The organism is Streptomyces sp. NPDC028289 (assembly GCF_055565975.1).
Genome location: NZ_JBVHTI010000004.1, coordinates 570,487 through 588,638, shown reverse-complemented (window position 1 = coordinate 588,638; position 18,152 = coordinate 570,487). Strand labels below are relative to the sequence as shown.

The following is an 18,152-nucleotide window of genomic DNA, read 5'->3' as shown; positions in this document are numbered from 1 at the left end:
CCGGCTGACTCCGACCGACCCTCGATCGAGAGGAGCACCATCATGACCAGGACGCGTGAGCACGGGCGGAGCCGGCTGATCCGGCTCGCCACCACCGCCACGGCGGGCGCGGCGCTCCTCGCCGCCTGCTCGACGACCACCGGCGGCGACGACAACGGGGGCGGTTCCGCCTCGACGGACGTGACGGTCGCCGGCACCTATCCGATCGAGAGCCTGGACCCGCACGGGGCCCAGGGCGCCTCCACGGGCACCCAGCTGGCCGCTCAGGAGATCTTCAGCAGACTCGTGAAACCCGCCGCGGACGGCACCCTCGAAGGCGACCTCGCGGCGTCCTGGAAGCCCGACAAGTCCGTCACCGCCTGGACGTTCACGCTGCGCTCCGGCGTCAGCTTCTCCGACGGCTCCGCCCTCGACGCCGACGACGTGGTCGCCTCCTTCCGGCGGATGATCGGCCTGAACGGCCCCAACGCGGGCAACTTCCCGGGCGACACGATGACCAAGGTCTCCGCCACCGAGGTGGTCCTGCACAGCCCGGCGCCCGACGCGTCGGTCCCCGGCAAGCTCGGCACCTTCTACGTCCTCCCGTCGGGCGTCGGCGAGGACGACACCGCCTTCTTCAACCACCCGGTCGGGTCGGGGCCGTTCAGCGTCGACGCGTTCACCCCGAGCGGATCGCTGGTCCTGGTGCCCAACAAGAAGTACCGCGGCACGAAGCCCACGCTCGGCAAGGTCACCATCCGGAACATCCCCGAACTCGCGGCCCGCATGACCGCACTGCGCACCGGCGAGGTCGACGTCGTCTGGGGCATCCCCGACGACCAACTCGCCTCGCTGAAAGGCCAGAAGGGCCTCACCGTGCAGACCGTGCCGAGCAGCGCCGAGTTCACCATGTGGTTCAACTCCTCGATCCCCGCCCTCAAGGACGCGAAGGTCCGCCGGGCCATCTGGCAGGCCGTCGACTTCGGCACCATCATCGACAAGCTCTATCCCGACACCGGCAAGGCCGCCGACGCACCCGTCACGAGCGTCGTCCTCGGCCACGTGACGCAGCCCGCCGTCGCCCACGACCCGGCAGCCGCCAAGGCGGCCCTCACCGCCGCCGGGTTCGACTTCTCGAAGAAACTCCGGCTGCAGTTCGCCAACGACGAGTTCAAGCCCTTCATCCAGGCCGTCGTCTCGGACCTGCAGAAGGTCGGCGTGCAGGTGGAACCGCTGGAGAAGGAGCAGGCCGTCTTCACGGAGGACCTGCTCGCGCTCAGGTGGGACATCAACTTCCAGCAGCTGGCCACCCCCAGCTACGACGCGGCCAGCAACCTGGGCCGTCTCTACACCTGCGCGGCCAAGCGCATGGGCTACTGCAACAAGAGGCTGGACGGTCTGCTCGCGGCGGCCGGCGCCACGGCCGACAAGGCGCAGCGCACCGGCCTCTACGGTCAGGCCAGTCGGATCATCTGGCAGGACGCGGTCGGCATGTACCCGATGTCCGTGAGCATCGCCTACGCCTGGAACAGCGACCTGAAGGGCTTCGTCCCCGACGCCAGCGGGCTGCCGGACTTCGCCGGCGTACGGACCGGCGGCTCGTGACCCCCGCCGGAACCGCACGCGAACACGGGGCCGGGAAGGCGGTGGCCACGACGGACGGACCGGTCCTGCGCATCGAGGACCTGGTGGTGGAACTTCCCGGCCCGCGCGGCACCCGGACCCGCGTGCTGGACGGCGTCTCCTTCGACGTGCCGCGGGCCACCACCGTGGGGCTGATCGGCGAGTCCGGCAGCGGGAAGACCATGACCGCCCAGGCGATCCTGGGCCTGCCGCCCGAGGGCGCCACGCTGGCCGGCCGGCTGCTGTGGCACGGGGAGGACCTGCTCGCCGCCGACCCGGCACGGCGCCGCGCGGTACGCGGCCGGGAGATCGCCATGATCTTCCAGGACCCGCTCGCCGCCCTCAACCCGACCCAGCGGATCGGCCGTCAGGTCGGCGAGATACCGCGCCGCGACCGGCTGCCGCGTGCCGAGGTGCACCGCCGGGTCGTCGAACTCCTCGACCGGGTCGGCGTGCCGGAGCCGGAGCGCCGGATGCGCGCCTACCCGCACGAACTCTCCGGAGGTCTGCGCCAGCGCGCCATGATCGCCATGGCGCTGGCCGGGAACCCCGCGCTGCTGCTCGCCGACGAGCCCACGACGGCGCTCGACCTCACCGTGCAGGCCCGGATCCTGCGGCTGCTGGCCGCCGTCCAGGCGGCGGACGGCCTGGCGATGCTGCTGGTCAGCCACGACCTGCGGGTCGTGTCGCACGTCGGCGAAGAGGTGGTGGTGATGTACGCCGGACGGGTCTGCGAACGCGGGCCCGCCCGTGACGTCCTGCGTCGGCCCTTCCACCCGTACACCGCCGCCCTGGTGCGCAGCGTGCCCGCCGTCCGGACCCGCACCGCACTGGCCGACCCGCTGCCCGGGGCCCCGGCGACCCCCGCGAACCGGGCGGCCGGCTGCGCCTTCCACCCGCGCTGCCCACTGGCCCGCGCCCGCTGCCGCGCCGAACGGCCGGAGGTACGGGAAGTGGCGCCCGGCCGCTTGAGCGCCTGCCACTTCGCGGAGGAGGTGCCGCAGCCGTGAGCACGAGCGAGCGCGCCCTCCTGGACGTGCGTGACCTGCGCGTCCGTTACGGAGGGCGGCGGAGCGGTCAGGTCGCCGTGGACGGGGTGAGCCTGTCGGTGGCGCCCGAGGAGACGCTCGGGCTGGTCGGCGAGTCGGGCTCCGGCAAGACGACCGTCGCCCGGTGCGTGGCCGGACTCCTGCGGCCCGGCGCCGGGGCCGTCACCTTCGAGGGACGGCCGCTCGGCCGCGCGGGGCGCCGGCCGCCCGAACTGCAGCGTGCGGTGCAGATGGTGTTCCAGGACCCGCGGTCCTCGCTGAACCCGCGCATGACGGTCGCCTCGATCATCGCCGAGGTCTGGAGCACCCACCCCGTCACCGCACCCGAGGGCGACCGCACCGAGGCGCTGCACCGGCTCCTCGCCGACATGGGGCTCGATCCCGAGGTGGCGGCACGGCGCGCGGGGGACCTGTCGGGCGGCCAGTGCCAGCGGGTCAGCATCGCCAGAGCGCTGGCGGTACGGCCCCGGCTGCTGGTGTGCGACGAGGCGGTGTCGGCGCTCGACGTCTCGGTGCAGGCCCAGATCCTGCGGCTGCTGGCCGACCTGCGCGGCCGGCACCGGCTCGCGCTGCTGTTCATCTCGCACGACCTGGGAGTGGTGCACCAGATAGCCGACCGGGTGGCGGTGATGCGCCGGGGCGTGATCGTGGAGGAGGGCCGGACCGGCGAGGTCCTGACCGCACCGCGTCACGCGTACACGCAGGCGCTGCTGGACGCGGCCCTGGACCTGGACGACTCGGTGCCGGGGACGGCGCCGCCGACGGCGAGGCGGTCGTATGAGTGAGAGGCGGCGTGCCGTGACCCCGGTACCCACCGGCTGGAACACCTGGGACGTCCGCACGCACACCGGCATGAACCGGCTGCCGGACGGGCCGCGCGTGCGGTTCGGCGTCCTCGGCCCCGAAGGCCCGGTGCTCGACGGCTTCACCTGGCGCGACGGCCTCGACCGGCTCGGCCCGCACACCGTGGACGGCAGCTACGCCGAGGTGACGGTACGGGCGGCGGGCCACCGGCTGCGGCTGGAGCTCGCGGGCGGCCCCGGGGATGTACTGGATGCTCTGGCCGAGAGCACGGGGGTGATCGTGCTGTCCGTGGAGGGCTTGGACGGCATCGAGCAGCAGACGGACCTGGCCGCCACCGTCCGCGCGGGCGGCATCCGCTGGACGGTCACCACTTCGGCACCGACCCGCAGAATCGAGGGCCCGGAGGATGCGCTGGTACTGGCGTTCGACGGTGCCGTGGAAGTAAGGTTCGCGCCCCGAAGGGGCGCGGGGAACTGTGCGACCAGCCACAGCGAAGCCGCACCCGACAGACGACATGAAGCGGCACTCAGCGCGGAACGTACCTCGCTTCGTTCCACCGGCTGGCTGGGCGACGCCGCCGACGCCCTGACCCGGGCCGTCACCTGGAACACCGTCTACGCCCCGGACATCGGCCGCGTCCTGACCCCCACCTCACGGGACTTCGTCTGCGCCGAACGCAGGGGCTTCTACGGCACCTGGGCGCTGCACGCCTGGGACACGTTCTTCACCGGTCTCACCGCCTCGGCCGTCGACCGGGACTACGCGCGCGGCGTCTTCGAACAGATCCTCCCGTACGCGGACGAGGCCGGCATGATCCCGAACCGGGTCTCGGACGACAGGGGCCGCACCGACGACCGCTCACAGCCCCCGGTCGGCGCGCTGACGGTGTATCAGGCGTATCTGGCGGGCGGTCTCTCGCCCGGGACCCGCGACACGGCGCTGCTCGACACCACCTTCCCGGCACTGCTGGCCTGGCACGACTGGTGGCCCCGGGCCCGCCGCGGACCGCACGGGCTGCTCGCCTGGGGCTCCGACCCGGTCGCGGGCGACGCGGCGTCGGCGACCCTGGACCGGGCCAGACGCGAGTCGGGCCTGGACGATTCGCCGATGTACGACGAGGTCCGGTACGACCCGGCGACCCGCACCATGGACCTCGCCGACGTCGGCCTGAACGCCCTGCACATCGCCGACGCCGAGGCGCTGGCGGACATCGCCGGCCTCCTCGGGAAGCGCGCGCCGGCCGACCGGTTGCGCGCCGAGGCCGCCGCGGCCCGGACGGTAGCCGACCGACTGCTGTGGGACGACGAGCGCGGCGGCTACCGTAACCTCACCTCCACGGGTACGCATGATCCGCACGTCTCGCCGACGATGCTGTACGCGCTGCTGGGCGGGTTGCCGGACCCAGGCCGTGCGGCGAAGGCGGCGGCGGATCTGCTGAGGCCCGAAGTGCTGGGCGGAGTACGGCCCTTGCCCAGCGTGGCCCGCAACGACCCAGGGTTCGCCGCGACGTACTGGCGCGGCCGGATCTGGGCGCCGATGGCCTATCTCGCCGTACGCGGGCTGCGGAGGTACGGGCTGACCGGGCTGAGCCGGCCGGTGGTGGGGGACCTGCTGCGGCTGTTCCTCCACGAGTGGCACGAGCACGGCCACGTCCGGGAGAACTATCCGGCCGTCGACGGCGAGAACCTGACGAACCTTCGGAAGAGGTCGGACGGGTTGATGGCCTGGGGCGGGCTGCTGGCGTATCTCGCCTTCGGCGAACTGGCCGACGCACGGCCGGACGGCTGGCGGTTCGCCCACCCGGGCGAGCCTGCCGAACTGTGCAACCTGCCCCTGGGCGACGGCCGCCTCGACGTCCGGGCGGCCGACCGGCTCACCGTCCACCTCGAAGGACGTGCCCTGCTGGACCTGGCGCCCGGCGTCGTCGTACGGGACTACCAGTGGACCCGTGACCGTGTCACCGGGACCGCCGAGGGCGTCGGCGACCTGCTCGTCACCCCGCCGGGCGGCGGCCCGCCCGTGCCGGTGGCCGTACGGAGCGCGCCTCGGAGCTTCGCCTTCGGTCCGGACGGTGCGGGGGACGTACAGGAAGGGAGCGGTGTATGAGCGCGCCGACGTCGGCGGCCACGGACATCCTCGTCGTCGGCGGGGGACTCGGCGGGGTGGCCGCGGCGCTGGCCGCCCTCGACCGGGGGCGGTCGGTCCTGCTCACCGAGGAGACCGACTGGATCGGCGGTCAGCTCACCAGCCAGGGCGTACCGCCCGACGAGCACGCCTGGATCGAGCAGTTCGGCGCCACCCGCACCTACCGCGCGCTGCGCGAGGCGGTCCGCGAGCACTACCGGACCTGGTACCCGCTCACCGAGGAGGCCAGGCGGCGCCGGTATCTCAACCCGGGCGAGGGCCGGGTGAGCCCGCTGTGCCACGAACCGCGGGTCGGCGCCGCCGTCCTGGCGGCCATGGTCGCGCCGTACGTGGCCGCCGGGCGGCTGCGGATCCTGTACCGGCACCGGCCGGTTGCCGCTTCCGTGGACGGCGACCGGGTACGGTCCGTGGTCGTCGAAGGCCCGGACGGCACGCGGGTCGAGGTGCCGGCGCCCTACGTCCTGGACGCCACGGAACTCGGCGACCTGCTGCCGCTGACCGGCACCGAGCACGTGACGGGCTTCGAGTCGCGGCGGGACACCGGGGAGCCGAGCGCACCCGACGCGGCCCAGCCGGCCAACATGCAGGCGTTCTCATGGGTGTTCGCCGTCGACCACGTGGCCGGAGAGGACCACACCGTCGACAGGCCGGCCGGCTACGACCGCTGGGCCGCCTACCGCCCGCCGCAGTGGCCGAACCGGCTGCTGAGCCTGAGCGCGCCCGACCCGAGGACGCTGCAGACCGTGCCGCGCGGCTTCACCCCGAACGCCGACTCGGGGCCGGTCGTCGCCGACCAGAGCAAGGACGCGGGCGACAAGGAACTGTGGGAGTTCCGCCGGGTGTTCTCCCGGAAGCTGTACCCGCAGGGGTTCGCCGCGAGCGACGTGACCATCGTCAACTGGCCCATGATCGACTACCTGCCGGGCCCGCTGATCGGAGTGGACGACAAGGAACGGGACCGGCACCTGGCCGGGGCCCGCGAGCTGAGCCTCAGCATGCTCTACTGGCTGCAGACCGAGGCCTCCCGTCCGGACGGCGGCACCGGCTGGCCCGGCCTGCGGCTCCGCGGCGACGTGCTGGGCACGGCCGACGGGCTGGCCAAGGCGCCGTACATCCGGGAGTCACGCCGGATCGTCGCCCGGCGCCGGATCGTCGAACAGGACCTGTCCCTCGCCGTGCGCGGCGACCACGGCGCGGTGCGCTACCCGGACTCGGTCGGCATCGGGATGTACCGGATCGACCTGCATCCCTCCACCGGCGGCGACACCTACATCGACGTGGCCAGCAGCCCCTTCCAGATCCCGCTGGGCGCCCTGCTGCCCGTGCGGATGCGGAACCTGCTGCCGGTGTGCAAGAACATCGGCACCACCCACATCACCAACGGCTGCTACCGGCTGCACCCCGTCGAGTGGAACATCGGCGAGGCGGCAGGGGCGCTGGCCGCGTACTGCCTCGACAACCGACTGGACGTCGAGCAGGTGTACGAGGACGGCGAGGAGCTGCGCCGCTTCCAGGACGAACTCACGCGTGCCGGGGTGGAACTGGCCTGGCCCGAGGTCAAGGGGTACTGATGGGTGGTGGCGAAGCGCCCCGAAGGGGCGCGGGGCTGCATCAGTGTGCGGCTCCGCCGCGGGGCGCGACCAGCCACGACGCGGTCGCACTCGAACGACGACCCCTGACGGCACCCGCAGCCGAGCACTCGGTCGTCGACGAGAGGGGGCGGACCGACGGACGCGCCCTGCTGGCCGGCGTCATCGTCCCTCTGGTCACCCCGATGGACCACCCCGGACACCCCTCGGCCCCGGCCGCCGACGCCCTGCTCCGCGCGCTCGCGGCAGCCGGCGCCCGCGGCCTCATGCTCTTCGGCAGCAACGGCGAAGGGCCGCTGCTGCCCACGGCGGAACTGGGCGGGTTCGCCGTCGCGGTGGCCGAGCGCTGGCGCGAACTCACCGACGGCGGGCCGGTGTTGGTGAACGCCACGGCCGCCGGAACCGCCGAGGCGCTGGCGCGGGCGGCGGCCGTGCGCCCCGCCGCGCCGGACGCGCTGGTGCTCAGCCCGCCGATCTACTTCCACCACCGGCACGACGAGATCGTCACCCACTACACAGCCTTCGCCGGCCTCGGCGTTCCCGTCGTCGCCTACCACGCGCCCCGCTACGGGAACCCGCTGACCCCCACCCTGCTCGACGAACTGACCGCCCTCCCGCACCTGGTGGGCATCAAGGACAGCTCGGGCGACCCCGCACTGTTCGGCCACGCTCTCGCGGCGGCCCGTCGGCGCGACGACTTCGGGGTCAGCCAGGGCGCGGAGCGACAGGCACTCGACGCGCTGCGGCTCGGGGCCGACGGAGTCGTCCTCGGGGTGGCCAACGTGGCGCCCGCGGTGACCGTCGAGCTCGTCCGGGCCCACCGCGACGGCCGGCACGAAGACGCGCGGCGCGCGCAGCAACTGCTCGACGAGGTACTGGCGTTGCACACCGTACGCCCCGGGGTCCCGGCGGTGAAGGCCGTCCTGGCCGGACGCGGACTGTGCCCGCCGTATGCCGCCGCGCCCTTCACACCGTGCTCCGAGGGGGAGCGGAAGGCACTGCACGACCTGCTCGCCCCCCTCGACGCGCACCTCGTACGCGCCTGATCCCTAGTCCGCACCGGTGCCCTCTCCCGTCCGTACTCCCTCCGTTCCGCCCGAAAGGGGTGGCCCCATGTCCGACGACGGACCGAACCGCACCGCCATGAACCGCAGATCCTTCGCGCTGGGCGTCGTCGGCGCCACGGCCACCGCCGCACTGGGGCCCGTGGCCCTCGGATCCACGGCACAGGCAGCCGACCGCACGTCCGAACCCGACCGGCACGGTGCCTTCTTCGAGGAGCAGACCCTCTGGGACTCCGTCGCCGGCCCGTTGGTGAGCTACCACGTCCACGCGCTCGCCGTGCTGCCCGACGACACGGTCCTGGCCGTGACCGAGGGCCGCCACGAGGTGTGCGACGCCGGTCCGCGTGACCTGCTGCTGCGCCGCAGCACCGACGGCGGCCGGACCTGGGAGGCGAGCCGTACCCTGGTCGCCTCCGTCGACGGCGAGTCCTGGGGCAACCCGGCGCTGGTCGTGGACCGCCGGACCCGGGAGGTCTTCCTCTTCTACATGCTCTCGCTCCGACTCCCGCAGAACACCTCCTGCTCGGGCGACTCCGGCGAGCTCCATGTGATCTCCAGCCGGGACAGCGGCCGGACCTGGGGCGAACCACGCAGCCTGGCGGGCCTGTTCGACGGCTTCCCCTACAACTGGGCGCTGCACGGCCCCGGTCCGGGCCACGGGATCCAGCTGCGCTCCGGCCGTCTGCTGCTCAACTGCCTGCACCGCAGGGTGATCGTCGGCAACACGGTGGCCCAGCGGTACTACGGCGTCGCGCCGATCTACAGCGACGACCACGGCGCCACCTGGCAGGCGACCGGCGAGGTGCCCGTACAGGTCGCGTACCCCGTCAACGAGGCGCGGACGGTGCAGCGCTCCGACGGCTCCGTGCTCGTCAACGGCCGCTTCGCGTCGGGCGGTGAGAACCAGCGCATCGTCTCCGTCAGCACGGACGACGGCACGACCTGGTCGCAGCCGGCGCTCGACGGCAGCACCGGCTCGTTCAACGCGGTGGACGCAGGCCTGCTGCGCTACACCGGCGGCCCGGGCAGCCGGCAGCCCGGGCGGGTACTGTTCAGCCGTCCCGACTCGCCCGTCAGGTACAACATGACGGTGGCGGTCAGCTACGACGAGGGCTTCTCGTACCGGTACCAGCGGGTCGTCAACGAGAACCGCTCGTTCTACTCGGATCTCGCCCGGCTGTCCGACGGCACGATCGTGCTGCTCTACGGCTGCGACGGTGACATGGCGGGTGTCCCGCAGCGGGTCGACGTCTGCTGTTTCTCGCTCGAATGGCTGACCCGGGGCCGCGACAGCCTGCGCCGTGGCCCCCACCACCGGGAGTCAGTCGTCCCGTTGGCCGAAGCGGACCGCGAGGTCACCGGCGGCACCGTGCAGACCGTCACGGATCCCCTCGCGCGCGGTGGCGAGCGGCTGGTCCTCACCCCCGAACAGGTCGGCGACGCCGTGGAGTTCGCCTTCCGGGCGCCGCGCACCGGCGACTACGAGCTGCTCCTGCGCCACTACCGCTCGGCGGACGGCGCCCTGGCCACCGTCACGGCGGACGGCACCGGGCTCCCCGCCCACGCCATCGACACCACGGCGCAGACGGCCGACGGCTTCGACCTGGCCCACCTCGGGACCACCCGGCTGCGCGCCGGACGGCACACCCTGCGCTGCGCGGTGACGGCACCCGGCCGGGGCGGCGGCACCCGGCTCGGCCTGGACTCGCTCAGCCTGATCGAGGCGCCGGGCTCCGCCGACGTACGCGCCGAGGTGGTCGTGGACAACGACCGGCTGGGCTTCGCCGTCGTCAGCGGCAGCTGGCCGACCGCGACGGCGGACCCCGGCTTCTGGTCGGGGAACTACCGTACGGCGCCCGCCGGTTCGGGCGAGCGACAGGTGCGGTGGCAGCCGGCGGTGCCCCAGGACGGTGTGTACGAGATCCAGACGTCCTACCCCCCGGCCGCCGACCGGGCGAGCAACGCCCCGTACAGCGTCGTCCACGCGGACGGCACCACCACGACCGTACGCATCGACCAGCGGGTCGCGGGCACCACCGATCCGCGCGGCGGCACCTGGGTCCCGCTCGGCGAGTTCCGGCTCCAGGCGGGCCTCGGCACGTCGGTCGAACTGACCAACGACGCCGACGGCGTGGTGGCCGCGGACGCGATCCGCCTGCTGGGCCCGCAGGGCTGACCCCCCCCGGGGGGGAGTGGGCCCCGGGTGCTCCGCGGGACTGCGGCTCGCCTGATGATCGGCTCTGCTTCGTGGTGACGCCCGTGCCGGGCGCGTGGTGTAGCCCGCTGCACCACGGACCCGGGAGTGGGCTTCCTCGTGCCGGAGAGCGGACGCCGGAATCGTGGATGCGGGAGATCGGCCGAGGTCGCAACGGACCGCCGATCGGATCAGCCCCTCGCATCCGCCTACCGAAGGACAGTTCCATGCACCCGCTCGCCCGTGTGAAGGCGTTCGTCTCCGATCTGCTGCTGTGGTCGTGCTTCGTCGGCGGACTCGCCGCGAGTTCCGCTTCCGGTGCCGTCCTCGACGGCACCCGGAAGGACCTCGCCACCTACGTCGGCATCGGCGTCTCGCTCCTGACGGGGTCGCGCATCGCGAAGAAGCCGAAGATCAAGGCGTTCCTGGCACGGCGGGGCACGCTCTGGTTCCTCTTCCTCTTCAACGGGGCCACCGCCGTCGCCATGTACGTCGCCATGGACGGGGTGAAGGGGATCATGGGCGCCGCGTTCATGGGCCTGGTCTCCCTGGGCGCTGCAGGCGGCCTGGTCGCGAGCTACCGCGGCCCGAAGCGGTCCCGTCCCGAGGCAGCCGACCAGCCCTGGTCCTGACCGACAGCACGACCGGCGGCACGCCCCACGGCAGGGGCGGCCGTCCGTCCCGCTGTGACGCCGACCCGAAGGGACCGCCCGCATGCGGGCGGTCCCTTCGGGCTGTCCGTGGGCCCGGAGCGGCGGGGCAGCGGTGGCTCCGGTGCGCGGACGGGTTGGTGTAGCCGGCTACACCCCGGATGCGGGAGGGCGCTCCCTCGTGCGCCCCGGCGGCCCGCGAAAGGCTGGAGCACAGCGGCGGACGCCTCCCCGGGCCGGCCCTGAACAGGGCGGATCTCCCACGTGGGGCTCCTCGTCGTCGCGCCCTTCCCGAACCGCTGATGTGGAGGCCTGTCCCGCCATGGCAACTGTCCTTTATCACCTGGGCCGTGCGGCCTTCCGATGGCGATGGTTCGTGACCGTCCTGTGGGTCGCGGTCCTGGGCGCCGTGGGATTCGCCGCCTCCAAGGCGCCCGCGGCCGCCGACGAGGGCTTCACGATGCCCGGGATCGAGTCCCAGAAGGCGTTCGACCTGCTGGAGCAGCGCTTCCCGGGAACGGCGGCCGACGGGGCGAGCGCCCGGATCGTCTTCATCGCCCCGAACGGCGAGAAGGTCACCGCCACCGCCCACCGGAAGGCCGTCGAGAAGCTCGTCGACGAGGCCGCCGAGGGGACCCAGGTGGCCACCGCCGTCGATCCCTTCCGGGCGAAGGCGGTCAGCGAGGACGGCCGCACCGCGTACGCGACCGTCTCCTTCACGGCCAAGGCCGACGACCTCACCGACGCCAGCAAGCAGCACCTGGAGCGAGCCGTCGACCAGGCCAGGGACACCGGTCTGACCGTCGAGGTCGGCGGCGACGCGCTCGCGACACAGCCCGCGGCGGGCGGCAACGCCGAGGCGATCGGCATCGCGGTCGCCGCCCTCGTCCTGCTGGTCACGTTCGGCTCGCTGGCGGCCGCCGGCCTGCCCCTGATCGCCGCGGTCATCGGCGTCGCCGCCAGCATGACCGGCATCATGGCCCTGTCCCGGACCTTCGGCCTGTCGGAGAACACCGGCACCCTCGCCACCATGCTCGGCCTGGCCTGCGGTATCGACTACGCCCTGTTCGTCGTCTCCCGCTACCGCGAGGAACGCGCCAAGGGCCACGATCCGCGGCAGGCCGTGGGTCTGGCCGTCGGCACGGCGGGCTCCGCGGTCGTCTTCGCCGGCCTCACCGTCGTCATCGCCCTGGCCGGTCTCTCGGTCGTCGGCATCCCGATGCTCACCAAGATGGGCCTGGCCGCCGCCGGCGCGGTGCTCGTCTCGGTGCTGATCTGCCTGACCCTGGTCCCGGCGATCCTCGGCTTCTGGCCGAACGCGGTGCTCGCGCGCGGCGCCCGCCGCAACTCGCGGCGCCACCGCAGGAAGCAGCTGAAGACCGAGAACGGCGGTTCGCGGTGGGCCAGGATCGTCGTACGGCTGCCGCTGCCCGTGCTCCTGCTCGGCGTGGTCGGCCTGGGGGCGGTCGCCACCCCCGTCCTCGACCTCCGGCTGGGCATGCCCGGCGACGAGGCCAAGCCCACCTCCACCACCGAACGGCGCGCCTACGACGCGCTCGCCGAGGGCTTCGGCCCCGGCTTCAACGGGCCCCTGACCATCGTGGTCGACGCGAAGGGGGCCGACGACGCCAAGTCCGCCGTGGCGGCGGTCGCGAAGGACATCGGCGCCACCGAGGGCGTCGTCTCGGTGTCGCGGGCCCGCTTCAACAAGGCGGGGGACACCGCGGTGTTCGCGGCCACCCCGGCCACCAGCCCGACCGACGAGAAGACCAAGGACCTGGTCAAGGCCATCCGCGGCGAACGACCCGGCCTCGAACGGGACGCCGGGGTGTCCTACGAGGTCACCGGCAAGACCGCGCTGGACATCGACGTCGCGCAGAAGGTGCAGGACTCGCTGATCCCGTACCTCGCGGTGGTGGTCGGCCTGGCGGTCGTGCTCCTGCTGCTGGTGTTCCGCTCCCTGCTGGTGCCGCTCAAGGCCGCCTTCGGCTTCCTGCTCTCCGTCCTCGCGGCCCTCGGCGCCGTCGTCGCGGTGTTCCAGCAGGGACACGGCGCCTCGCTGCTGGGCGTGGAGTCCACCGGTCCGATCATGAGCATGATGCCGATCTTCCTGGTGGGCATCGTCTTCGGACTGGCGATGGACTACGAGGTCTTCCTGGTCTCGCGGATGCGGGAGGCGTACGTCCACGGCGAGGAGCCCCGGCAGGCCGTCGTCTCCGGCTTCCGGCACAGTGCCCGGGTGGTGGTGGCCGCCGCGCTGATCATGACGGCGGTGTTCTCCGGCTTCATCGGCGCCGGCGAGTCGATGATCAAGATGATCGGATTCGGGCTCGCCATCGCGGTCCTCTTCGACGCCTTCGTCGTCCGGATGGCCGTCGTGCCGGCCATCCTCGCCCTGCTCGGCCACAAGGCCTGGTACCTGCCGAAGTGGCTGGCCCGGCTGCTGCCGGACATCGACGTGGAGGGCGAGAAGCTGAGCCGCAAGGTGCCCGCCCCGAACGCCCCGAACGCCCCGGACACCTCGAACGCTTCGACGGCCTCGGCCGCTCCGGCCGGGCCTGCGGCGGAGGAGCCGCAGGCGTCGGAGCCCGCCGCGACGTACTGAGGCGAAAGGGGACGAAAGGAGGCGAAAGGAGGGGAGGGGCCGCCCGACCGGGGCGGCCCCTCCCGCTGCGTCTCGCTGCGTTCCGCTCACGCCTGCGGCGTGTGGGCCAGGTAGGCGAGGACCGCCAGCACCCGGCGGTGGCCGGTGTCACTCGGCGGCAGGTTGAGCTTGAGGAACACGTTGCCGATGTGCTTGTGCACCGCGCGCTCGGTGACCACGAGCGTCGCGGCGATGGTCGCGTTGTCGTGGCCCTCGGCCATCAGCCCCAGCACCTCGCGCTCGCGCGGCGTGAGCGAGTCGATCGGCGAGTCCTTGCGGCGGGTGAGGAGTTCGGTGACGACCTCGGGGTCCAGCGCGGTTCCGCCGGCGGCCACCCGCTCCAGCGCGTCGAGGAACTCGTCGACCCGGCCGACCCGGTCCTTGAGCAGATACCCGATCCCGCTGGTCCCGCCGCCCAGCAGCTCACTGGCGTACGACTCCTCGACGTACTGCGAGAGCACCAGGACCGGCAGCCCGGGCAGGCGTTCCCGGGCCTCCAGCGCGGCCCGCAGTCCCTCGTCGCGGAAGCCCGGGGGCATCCGCACGTCGAGGACGGCCACGTCCGGCCGGTGCTCCAGGAGAGCGGGCATGATCTCGGGCCCGCTCCCGGCGACGGCCACGACCTCGTGCCCGGCCGAGGTCAGCAGGAGGACCAGTCCCTCCCGCAGGAGGGCGTTGTCCTCGGCGATCACCACACGCACGGCAACTCCACTTCGATCACGGTCGGTCCCCCGACCGGGCTGGACACTTCCATCGTTCCGTCGAGCGCGGCGACCCGCCGCCGCATACCGAGCAGCCCGGAGCCGCCGGCCTCGTCGGCGCCGCCGCACCCCTCGTCCCGGACCCGCACCCTGAGGCCGCGGCGGACCCGGACCAGCCGGACCTCGGCACGGGAGACCCCGCTGTACTTGGCGACGTTGGTCAGCGACTCGGCCACCGCGAAGTAGGCGGCCGCCTCCACCGCCGCGGGCGCCCGGACCCCCTGGTCCAGGCCGCCGTCGTCCACGGTCACCTCGAGGCCGCTGCCCGCCGCCAGCGCCCGCACCGCGCCGGCGAGGCCGCGGTCGCTGAGGATCGGCGGATGGATGCCGCGGACGACCTGCCGCAGTTCCGTCAGTGCCTTCTCGGCCTGTTCCTGGGCCTCGTCGAGGAGCCGCCGGCCGGTCTCGGGATCACCGCCGTAGGCGCGCCGGGCCAGTCCGATGCGCATGGAGAGGGCCACCAGCTGCGCCTGCGCGCCGTCGTGCAGGTCCCGCTCGATGCGGCGCAGTTCCGCCTCGTGCGCGGCGATGGCGTCGGCGCGGGTCGCGGCCAGTTCCTCGACCCGGGCCGTGAGCTGCGCCTGCGGGGACGGCTTGAGCAGTGCGGTCGACCAGTCGGCCTCCAGGTCCGCGAGCCGCACGATCAGCGGCAGGACGACGGCCTCGCGGCGCAGCAGCCCGCACCACAGGCCGTCGACGACCAGCCCCAGCGGCCACAGCGGCAGGGCGAGGGCGAGCAGCGCGCCGTAGAACCAGTACGCGACCATCCAGCGCGCGTCGGTCCGGGTGCCGGGATCCCGTACGGCCGTGACGATCCGCTCGCGCATCGTCCCGGTCAGCGGCTGGTACACCTCGGGGATCTTCACCCCGGTCCAGGTGGCGGTCAGGCTCCGCTTGGCCCCCGCGATCCGCCGGATCAGCAGCACCGTCTCGGGCAGCAGCCAGGCACCGACGACCGCCAGCGTGCCGATCGCGGTGATCAGCAGGACGGTGACGAAGATCCACATTCCGAACGCCATCGCGGCGGCCAGGAAGAGATGGGCCGTGGCCCACCCGGCACGCCGCACCGATTTCCACATGGGGCGAAACTAGACGTTTTGCTTGACTCACGCAAGTTTCTGACCCTTCGATGCCGGTGTCCACGCGGCCGTCCGTGACCGCTGGCCCACCTCCGGGACCGGCTCCGGAGAGCTCTCGGGCCGGCGGCTCCGGAGCCGTGCCGGCGCACCCGGTCGCCGGCCGCCCGGCTGGATGCGCGGACCCGGCGGACCGTATCCCGCGAGCGGTGCGAGGATGACGGCTGACGGCGCGGGCCGATCGGTCGCGCGCCGTCGTCAGCGGCCGGGCCTAGGGAAGGGATCGCGGATGGAGCCGCCACGGGGCGACACGGCGGTCTGTGCGGGACCCGCGCGGCCGGCGGGCCGGCCGCGCGTGACCTCACGGGCCGCGCTCGAACGGCTGGGCTTCGAGCTGTTCGCCGAACGCGGCTTCGACGACACCACGGTCGACGACATCGCCGCCGCGGCGGGCATCGGCCGGCGCACCTTCTTCCGCTACTTCGCCTCCAAGAACGACCTCGTGTGGGGTGACTTCGAGGAACAGCTGACCAGGCTCGACGCGTTGCTGACGGCGGCCGACCCGGAGACGCCGATGATGGACGCGCTGCGTGCGGCGGTCGTCGCGTTCAACCGGTTCGACCCCGCGGAGGTGCCCTGGCACCGGCAGCGCATGGCCCTCATCCTGCGCGTGCCGACGCTCCAGGCGGACTCGGCCGTCCGCTACGCGTCGTGGCGGGCCCTCGTCACGGGGTTCGCCGCCCGGCGCCTGCGGCGCCCCGCCTCCGACCTGCTGCCGCGGGTGATCGGCAGCACCGTCCTGGCGGCGTGCGTCGCGGCGTACGAGCAGTGGCTGGCCGAGGAGGCCGCCGACCTGGGCGAACTGCTGGACCTGGCCGTGCGGCAACTCGCGGACGGGTACCGGGACCTGCCCGGGTAGCCGCATCCGCCGCAGGGCGTCGGTCAGGTCAGGCCCCGCCGCACCGCGTCGGCGACGACCTCGCCGATGAGGACGGCGGTGGCGGCCGGGCCCCTGAGCGGCGGCGTCGGCAGGATGGACGTGTCCGCGACGCGCAGACCGGCGACCCCGTACACCCCGCCGTAGGCGTCGACGGCGGCCCGGGGATCCTCGGCGGGACCCATCGGAACCGTGCCGCAGGTGTGGTGGGACGTGCCGAGGTGCCCGAGGATCCACTCGTCGAGCAGACGGTCGTCGCCCAGCACCTCCGCCACCGGCTCCACGAGCCCCGCGGAGACCTCCGCGAACTCGGTCGTAGCGACCAACTCGGCCGTGACACGGACCACTTCGCGCATCCGCCGCCGGTCCGCCGCCGTCGACAGGTACCCGTAGTCGAAGCCCGGGGGCGTCGCGGGATCGGCGGAGCGGGTGCGCATCCGGCCCGTCAGCCGCGGGGTCTGGACGGAGACGAGGAACGCGAGCGGGGCGCCGGGCACGGCCACCCTGCCGCCGGTCAGGCCGGCCGGCGGGACGAGGGACTGCAGGATTTCCAGGTCGCCCGGGTGCGCCCCGTCCGACGAGGAGAGGTGCAGCGCGCCGCCGAGCCAGGAACCGACGGGCTCCGGCAGCGGCCGCCGGGGTGTCCACTCCAGCACCAGCTGCGGATGGTCGCCGAACCGCGCTCCGACGGCCGGCGCGTCCCTGACCACGGGGATGCCGAGGGACTCCAGGAGGCGGCGCGGCCCGACGCCCGACAGGTGCAACAGGTGCGGGGAGCGCAACGCCCCTGCACAGAGCACCACTTCACCGCCGTACACCGTGCTGCGGCGTCCGTCCCGCTCGACCACCACACCGGTTGCGCGACCGCGCTCGACGACGACCCTGAGGACCGTACTGCCCCCCTCCATACGGAGGTTGGGGCGTCCGGACGCGGCCGCCAGACAGCCGATGCCCGTGTTGAGACGCACTCCGTCCACGACGTTGCACGGCACCGGGCCGAAACCCGGCGCGTCCTGGGCGTTCTTGTCCGGCTCCGCCGGGAAGCCCAGCCGTCGGGCCGCCGCCCGGAACGCCACGGCGGCGGGATGGCCGAGCCCGGTGCGCCGGACGCGTACCTGCCCTCGGTCGCCGTGCAGCTCACCGCCGCCCCGGTCGAGGTCGTTCTCCAGCGCACGGAGGAACGGCAGCGTCCGGTCGTAGGACCAGACCGGCCCGGCCGCGGCCGACCAGCGGTCGAAGTCCGCCCGCCGGGCCCGGACGAAGTACCCGCCGTTGACGGTCGTCGAGCCGCCGAGGACGCGTCCCCGTACGACCGTGTACGGGCGCCGAGGAGTGAGGTGGACCGCGTACGGCTGGACGGCGGGGTGTCCGGGCTGTGCGCCGGGCACGAGCCGGGCGTCCAGCAACTCCGGTGCGAACGCCGCCGGACGGGACGGTACCGGGCCGGCCTCCAGCAGCAGCACCGTACGGCCGGGATCCTCGCTGAGCCGCGCCGCGAGCACGGCACCGCTGCCGCCGGCCCCGACGACCACGACGTCGGGGCGTCTCATCCGCGCGCGTCCCCTACCGGGCGGGAACGGCACGGCGTCAAGTACCCCGATGGTGCGGTGAGGTTCATCAGCGTCCCCTTCGAAGCT

Annotated in this window: 13 protein-coding genes; 10 read left to right on the top strand and 3 right to left on the bottom strand. The window is 73.4% G+C overall.

The window, feature by feature from the left end:
* Positions 1–42: 42 nt before the first annotated feature.
* The 9 genes from ACZ4UV_RS22640 to ACZ4UV_RS22600 all read left to right on the top strand — a co-directional run bounded on the left by ACZ4UV_RS22640 (position 43) and on the right by ACZ4UV_RS22600 (position 13,702).
* Entirely contained in the window at positions 43–1,584 is a 1,542-nt protein-coding gene (locus ACZ4UV_RS22640) for an ABC transporter substrate-binding protein (RefSeq protein ID WP_451016527.1), read from the top strand.
* Positions 1,581–2,612: an ABC transporter ATP-binding protein gene (locus ACZ4UV_RS22635; protein WP_451016526.1), complete on the top strand. Its 1,032-nt coding sequence runs from the start codon at positions 1,581–1,583 to the stop codon at positions 2,610–2,612. Before ACZ4UV_RS22640 ends, ACZ4UV_RS22635 begins: the two co-directional genes overlap by 4 nt.
* Positions 2,609–3,436 (top strand): ATP-binding cassette domain-containing protein, encoded by an 828-nt coding sequence (locus ACZ4UV_RS22630; protein ID WP_467840132.1) that lies wholly within the window; start codon positions 2,609–2,611, stop codon positions 3,434–3,436. The genes ACZ4UV_RS22635 and ACZ4UV_RS22630 overlap by 4 nt, the downstream gene beginning before the upstream one ends.
* The gene (locus ACZ4UV_RS22625; protein ID WP_467840129.1) at positions 3,429–5,561 is read left to right on the top strand and encodes an MGH1-like glycoside hydrolase domain-containing protein; all 2,133 of its coding nucleotides are present in this window, start codon (positions 3,429–3,431) and stop codon (positions 5,559–5,561) included. The genes ACZ4UV_RS22630 and ACZ4UV_RS22625 overlap by 8 nt, the downstream gene beginning before the upstream one ends.
* Complete coding sequence (locus ACZ4UV_RS22620) at positions 5,558–7,171, top strand: FAD-dependent oxidoreductase (protein WP_467840126.1); 1,614 nt, start codon at positions 5,558–5,560, stop codon at positions 7,169–7,171. The genes ACZ4UV_RS22625 and ACZ4UV_RS22620 overlap by 4 nt, the downstream gene beginning before the upstream one ends.
* Positions 7,171–8,235 (top strand): dihydrodipicolinate synthase family protein, encoded by a 1,065-nt coding sequence (locus ACZ4UV_RS22615; protein WP_451016522.1) that lies wholly within the window; start codon positions 7,171–7,173, stop codon positions 8,233–8,235. The genes ACZ4UV_RS22620 and ACZ4UV_RS22615 overlap by 1 nt, the downstream gene beginning before the upstream one ends.
* A 67-nt stretch (positions 8,236–8,302) precedes the next feature.
* Positions 8,303–10,429 (top strand): golvesin C-terminal-like domain-containing protein, encoded by a 2,127-nt coding sequence (locus ACZ4UV_RS22610; protein ID WP_467840122.1) that lies wholly within the window; start codon positions 8,303–8,305, stop codon positions 10,427–10,429.
* Positions 10,430–10,674: 245 nt separating this feature from the next.
* Complete coding sequence (locus tag ACZ4UV_RS22605; RefSeq protein ID WP_467840119.1) at positions 10,675–11,079, top strand: hypothetical protein; 405 nt, start codon at positions 10,675–10,677, stop codon at positions 11,077–11,079.
* Between the two features lie 340 nt (positions 11,080–11,419).
* Entirely contained in the window at positions 11,420–13,702 is a 2,283-nt protein-coding gene (locus tag ACZ4UV_RS22600) for an MMPL family transporter (protein ID WP_451021189.1), read from the top strand.
* An 86-nt stretch (positions 13,703–13,788) separates the two neighbouring features.
* On the opposite strand, the gene ACZ4UV_RS22595 is transcribed toward ACZ4UV_RS22600, so the two are convergent.
* Complete coding sequence (locus ACZ4UV_RS22595; RefSeq protein WP_451015743.1) at positions 13,789–14,442, bottom strand: response regulator; 654 nt, start codon at positions 14,440–14,442, stop codon at positions 13,789–13,791.
* Positions 14,430–15,581, bottom strand: coding sequence for a sensor histidine kinase (locus tag ACZ4UV_RS22590; RefSeq protein WP_451015744.1), 1,152 nt, complete (start codon positions 15,579–15,581; stop codon positions 14,430–14,432). The genes ACZ4UV_RS22595 and ACZ4UV_RS22590 overlap by 13 nt, the downstream gene beginning before the upstream one ends.
* Positions 15,582–15,867: 286 nt before the next feature.
* Here ACZ4UV_RS22590 and mftR point away from each other — a divergent pair, with 286 nt between their 5' ends.
* Positions 15,868–16,497, top strand: a complete 630-nt coding sequence (gene mftR / locus ACZ4UV_RS22585) for a mycofactocin system transcriptional regulator (protein ID WP_451015745.1) — start codon at positions 15,868–15,870, stop codon at positions 16,495–16,497.
* A 23-nt stretch (positions 16,498–16,520) separates the two neighbouring features.
* Here mftR and mftG read toward each other — a convergent pair whose 3' ends face one another.
* Positions 16,521–18,065, bottom strand: a complete 1,545-nt coding sequence (mftG, locus tag ACZ4UV_RS22580) for a mycofactocin dehydrogenase MftG (RefSeq protein ID WP_467840114.1) — start codon at positions 18,063–18,065, stop codon at positions 16,521–16,523.
* Between the last annotated feature and the right edge of the window lie 87 nt (positions 18,066–18,152).

Coding starts and splice junctions, on each gene's coding strand:
- ACZ4UV_RS22640 (WP_451016527.1), top strand. CDS start 43: ATGACCAGGACGCGTGAGCACGGGCGGAGCCGGCTGATCCGGCTCGCC.
- ACZ4UV_RS22625 (WP_467840129.1), top strand. CDS start 3,429: ATGAGTGAGAGGCGGCGTGCCGTGACCCCGGTACCCACCGGCTGGAAC.
- ACZ4UV_RS22620 (WP_467840126.1), top strand. CDS start 5,558: ATGAGCGCGCCGACGTCGGCGGCCACGGACATCCTCGTCGTCGGCGGG.
- ACZ4UV_RS22615 (WP_451016522.1), top strand. CDS start 7,171: ATGGGTGGTGGCGAAGCGCCCCGAAGGGGCGCGGGGCTGCATCAGTGT.
- ACZ4UV_RS22610 (WP_467840122.1), top strand. CDS start 8,303: ATGTCCGACGACGGACCGAACCGCACCGCCATGAACCGCAGATCCTTC.
- ACZ4UV_RS22605 (WP_467840119.1), top strand. CDS start 10,675: ATGCACCCGCTCGCCCGTGTGAAGGCGTTCGTCTCCGATCTGCTGCTG.
- ACZ4UV_RS22600 (WP_451021189.1), top strand. CDS start 11,420: ATGGCAACTGTCCTTTATCACCTGGGCCGTGCGGCCTTCCGATGGCGA.
- ACZ4UV_RS22590 (WP_451015744.1), bottom strand. CDS start 15,581: ATGTGGAAATCGGTGCGGCGTGCCGGGTGGGCCACGGCCCATCTCTTC.
- mftR (WP_451015745.1), top strand. CDS start 15,868: ATGGAGCCGCCACGGGGCGACACGGCGGTCTGTGCGGGACCCGCGCGG.
- mftG (WP_467840114.1), bottom strand. CDS start 18,065: ATGAGACGCCCCGACGTCGTGGTCGTCGGGGCCGGCGGCAGCGGTGCC.